4 protein-coding genes and 2 pseudogenes are annotated in these 4,380 nt (G+C 66.0%); all 6 read right to left on the bottom strand.

What is annotated here, in order from left to right:
- Window positions 1-862: pseudogene (locus JCM19049_RS19635) on the bottom strand (acyl-CoA dehydrogenase family protein); the annotation flags it as partial.
- A 101-nt stretch (window positions 863-963) separates the two neighbouring features.
- Entirely contained in the window at window positions 964-1,110 is a 147-nt protein-coding gene (locus tag JCM19049_RS19630) for a hypothetical protein (protein WP_279402789.1), read from the bottom strand.
- A gap of 100 nt (window positions 1,111-1,210) precedes the next feature.
- On the bottom strand, window positions 1,211-1,804 hold the full coding sequence (locus JCM19049_RS08610) for an MBL fold metallo-hydrolase (RefSeq protein WP_054821386.1): 594 nt from the start codon (window positions 1,802-1,804) through the stop codon (window positions 1,211-1,213).
- A gap of 44 nt (window positions 1,805-1,848) precedes the next feature.
- Window positions 1,849-2,331 (bottom strand): amino acid ABC transporter ATP-binding protein, encoded by a 483-nt coding sequence (locus JCM19049_RS22495; RefSeq protein ID WP_306420755.1) that lies wholly within the window; start codon window positions 2,329-2,331, stop codon window positions 1,849-1,851.
- A gap of 128 nt (window positions 2,332-2,459) precedes the next feature.
- A pseudogene (locus JCM19049_RS22490) lies at window positions 2,460-3,329 on the bottom strand (ABC transporter permease subunit); the annotation flags it as partial.
- A gap of 173 nt (window positions 3,330-3,502) precedes the next feature.
- Window positions 3,503-4,380: ABC transporter substrate-binding protein (locus JCM19049_RS08600; RefSeq protein WP_054821385.1), on the bottom strand; the 878-nt coding region annotated here is incomplete at its 5' end.

Below are 4,380 nucleotides of genomic sequence, written 5' to 3'. Positions count from 1 at the left end.
CGCATCTCCATGTCGGCCAGTTCGAAGACCAGCGCCTCCTGCCGGGTCAGCGGTCCGCCGAAGGCCTGGCGTTCCTTCAGATAGGCCACGCTCTTTTCCAGCGCGTGCTGACCACCGCCCAGTGAGCATGCCCCGATGTTCAGTCGTCCGCCATTCAGCCCGCGCATGGCAATGGAGAATCCCTGGCCCTCGGCACCGAGCATCTGGTCCGCCGCGACCCGCACGTCATCCATGATCACCTGGCGGGTGGGCTGGGCCTTCCACCCCATTTTCTTCTCGTTGGCGCCGAAGGACAGGCCCGGCGCGTCCGCGGGCACCAGGAAGGCGCTGATCCCCGCGGCCCCGTCCTGGGAGGTGCGGGCCATGACGATGTACAGCGCCGCTGATCCGGCCCCCGAAATGAACTGCTTGACGCCGTTGAGCACGTAGTCATCGCCCGCGCGCCGGGCCCGGGTGCTCACGCCGCCGCGTCGGAACCGATCCCGGGCTCGGTCAGGCAGTACGCGCCCAGCTGCTGCATCTGCAGCATCCCCGGCAGCCAGCGCGAACGCTGCTGTTCGGTGCCGAATGCGTCGATCATCCATACCACCATGTTGTGGATGGAAATGTAGGCTGCAATGCTTGGATCGGCCTTGGCCAGCTCCTCAAAGATCAGCACCGCGTCGCTGCGGGTCAACCCGGAGCCGCCGTGTTCCTCACTGACGTAGATGCCGCCCATCCCCAGCTCCCCGGCCTCGGCCAGCACATCGGTGGGAAAATGGGAAGTTGCGTCCCATTCCAGGGCGTGCGGGGCCAGCTTGTCCGCCGCGAAGTCCCGAACCATCTCCACCAGCGCCTGCTGGTCCTCATTCAGTTCAAACATTGCCGAACCCCTCCCTGACCACCAACGGCTACTTGTGACCCAGACTACATCCTGTCCGTGTGCTGCGGGTGGGGCTGAATCCGGGGACGCGGTCGGGGCACCTAGATTTCCATCAGGTCCGCACCCACGGTGATCGGCCCGCTGAAGTCCTGCTGCGCGTCTTGCAGCCAAACCTGGTCGGGAACCTGCGGGGCACTGGGCACGAAATGTGAGAGCACCAGGTGCCCGACCTCGGCGCGGGCCGCCACCGCGCCACATCCGTGGAGGCGGTGTGGGAGTCGATCAGGTGTTCGCGCAGCCGCTGCCCGTTGGAGCGTTGCAGCAGGGGATCAATGCTGGGGATGTGCATCACCTCGTGCACCAGCACGTCGGCGCCGCGGGCCAGCTCCACCAGGGAGTCGCACGGCGTGGTGTCTCCGGAAATGACGTAGCTGCGGTCCTCGGTGTCGATCCGGTAGGCCAGCGCTCGATGGGCGGGTGGTTAACCCACGCCGCGGTGATCCGCACCCGCTCGTCTTCGAACACCAGGCCGGGCTCGGTGACGTTGCGGGCGCTGACCAGCGAGGCGAAGTCCGGCCGCCCCTCGTCCACGATGCGGATCTGCACATCCCGGCGCGCGTAGTCCAGGAAGGAGTCCCACATGCTCTGCCAGGGGGCCGGGCCAAAGGTCTGCACCGGCCGGTCCAGATTGGCGCACCAGGCCAGGTGCAGCAGCGTGCCCACGTCCGCGTTGTGATCCGAGTGGTGGTGGGTGATCCCCACGGCGCGCAGCGAGTTGAAGGCCAGCCGGGCGCGTGCCAGTTGCCGGGCCACCCCGTTGCCCGCGTCGATGATGTAGGTGGCATCGCCCACGACGACCGCGTTGCATGCGGCATTGCGTTCGATCTTCGGGGTGGGCCCGCCCCCGGTGCCCAGCAGCACCAGCTTGCTCTTGGTGGTCATGATCCGCCTTTGGTTGTTCGTTGTTCTCAAATGCCTAGGAGCCGCTAGTGGACGTGGCGCAGGAAGTCGCGGGTGCGTTCATGGCTCGGGTCGTCGAAGACTGGGCCGGGGGCCCGGATTCGAGGATCACCCCGTTGTCCATGACCACCACCTGGTCCCCCGACCTCACGGGCGAACGCCATCTCGTGGGTGACCACGATCATCGTCATGCCCTGGTCGGCGAGCGCCTTCATCACCTTGAGCACCTCACCGACCAGCTCGGGGTCCAGCGCACTGGTCGGCTCGTCGAAGAGCATCACCCGCGGCTTCATGGCCAGGGCCCGGGCGATGGCCACCCGCTGCTTCTGCCCACCGGATAGGGACGCCGGGTAGGCGTTCGCCTTGTTGGCCAGACCGACCCGTTCGAGCAGTTCCATGGCCGTGGCCTTGGCTTGGGTGGCGTTGGACTTGCCCAGCAGGGTGGGAGCCAGGGTGATGTTCTGCAGCACGGAGTAGTGCGGGAACAGGTTGAAGTGCTGGAAGACCATGCCGATCTCCTGGCGCTGCCGGTCGATTTCCCGGCGGCGGCGCAGGTGCATCTGCCGTCGCGCTCAAAGTAGGACAGTGTCTGCCCATCCATGGTGATCCTTCCGGCATCCACGCTCTCCAGGTGGTTGATGCACCGCAACAGCGTGGACTTGCCGGACCCGGAGGGGCCGAGCAAGCAGGCGACCTGGCCTTCATTGACCTGCAGGTCCACGCCCTTGAGGACATGCAACGGGCCGAAGAACTTGTGCAGGCCGCGCACCGTGAGCAGCGGCCTCGTGCTGGTCGCTGACGGGGCGGAGGTGGAATGGGCCATGACTACACCGAGCCTTTCCGCTGGCCGCGGGCCAGACGTCGTTCCAGGAAGCTTTGCCCAATGGTCGCGATGCCGGTGACCACCAGGTACCAGAGGAAGGCAACCACGAGCAGCTCCAGGGTGCGCAGGTTGGTGGCGGCGATGTTTTGGGCTTCGGTCAGCAGGTCGCCGCCGGCGATGACCGAGACCAGGGAGGTCATCTTGATCATCGTGATGAACTGGCTGCCGTGGGGGAATGATGATGCGCAGCGCCTGGGGCAGGATGACCCGGAACATGGTGCGCAGTGGCCCCAGCCCCAGGGCGTTGGCCGCCTCCTGTTGGCCGGTGTCCACCGCGGAGAGCCCGGAGCGGATGATTTCGGCCATGTAGGCCGCCTCGTTCAGCGCCAGCGCGATGATCGAGGCAACGAACGGGGTGATCAGGTCATTCATGTCCCAGCTGTACCAGAGCTCGCCGGTGATGGGGTTCAGCACGTCAATGCCCGACCAGAACAGGGAGATGTTCCCGACGAACAGGATCAGCAGCAGCAATGGGATGCTGCGCACGATGGCGACGTACGCGAAGCCGATGGCCCGCAGCACCGGGTTCCGCGACAGGCGCATCAGCGCCACGATGAACCCAGCCACGACCCCGATGACCATGGAGATCAGCGCCAGCACAATTGTGTTCTTCAGTCCGCTCATGATGCTGGGGTAGGTCAGGTACTCGGCGATGGTGGAGTGATCCAGTGCCCGGTTGCCCCACAGGCCGCGGGCGGCCATGATCACCAGGGCAATCACCAGCAGCCCGGACACCAGCCGCCAGGGGTGGCGCTGGCGGGCCACCGGGTCCTTGAGCTGTGAAATCTCAACGGTGCTCATTGGCCTGCCCCTGTCTCCTCATGCGCCTCGTCCTGTGGCGCATCCAGCGCCAGGTCCTGGATTTCCCATTTGGCCAGCAGTTCGTCCACGGTTCCCTCGGCCTGCATCACGTCCAGGGCGGACTGGATGGACTGCTTCAGATCGCGGCGGTCCTTGGCGGTGATGATGCCGATGGGCTGGCGCTGGTAGGTCGCTTCCCCGCCCATCTCGAAAACCTTGCTGGTCGCCTTGTTTTCGGCGATGTACCGCATCACCGGGGTGTTGCCCAAAAACGCGGCGGTGCGTCCGGCCTGCACGGAAAGCCGTGCATCACCCGGGGCGGAAAACTGGTTGATCTCGATCGGCTTCTTGCCCTCCTGCAGGCACTTGTCGTTTTCGTCCTCGGCCAGCTCCAGCTGAACCCCGCCGCGGACGATCGCGATCGGCAGCCCGCACAAATCAGCGGCGGATTCGATGCCGTGGGGGTTGCCGCGCTGCACCAGCGGGGAGGTGGCCTGGTTCATGTAGTTGGAGAAGTCCACGACCTGGGCCCGCTCCTGGGTGTCGCCGATCAGGTCAATGCCGGCGTCGATCTGCTTGGATTTCACTGCCGGGATCAACCCGGCGAACGGCAGCTGCTTCCAGCGGATCTCCACCCCGAGCAGGTTGCCGATTTCTTCGACCACGTCGACGTTGATTCCCTGGTAGCCCTTGTCCGCCGGGAAGTTCATGGGCGGTGAGGCCAGTTGCGAGCCGAAGACCAGGTAGCCGCGCTCCTTGACGCTTTCGGGCAGCGGCACCACCTCGGTGTAGGCCTGCTGGGCACCGGCGCTCTGCGCCGGCTCGGTCCCGCCCTCGCGCAGCACGACGCAGCCGCTGAGCCCCAGGGTCAGGG

Source organism: Arthrobacter sp. JCM 19049, assembly GCF_001310435.1.
The sequence above is the reverse complement of the archived record's forward strand: the minus strand, read 5'-3'. Positions and strand labels throughout refer to the sequence as shown.

Excerpts from the sequence above, each read along its gene's own strand:
- JCM19049_RS08610 (WP_054821386.1), bottom strand. The coding sequence starts at position 1,804 with ATGACCACCAAGAGCAAGCTGGTGCTGCTGGGCACCGGGGGCGGGCCC.
- JCM19049_RS22495 (WP_306420755.1), bottom strand. The coding sequence starts at position 2,331 with ATGGTCTTCCAGCACTTCAACCTGTTCCCGCACTACTCCGTGCTGCAG.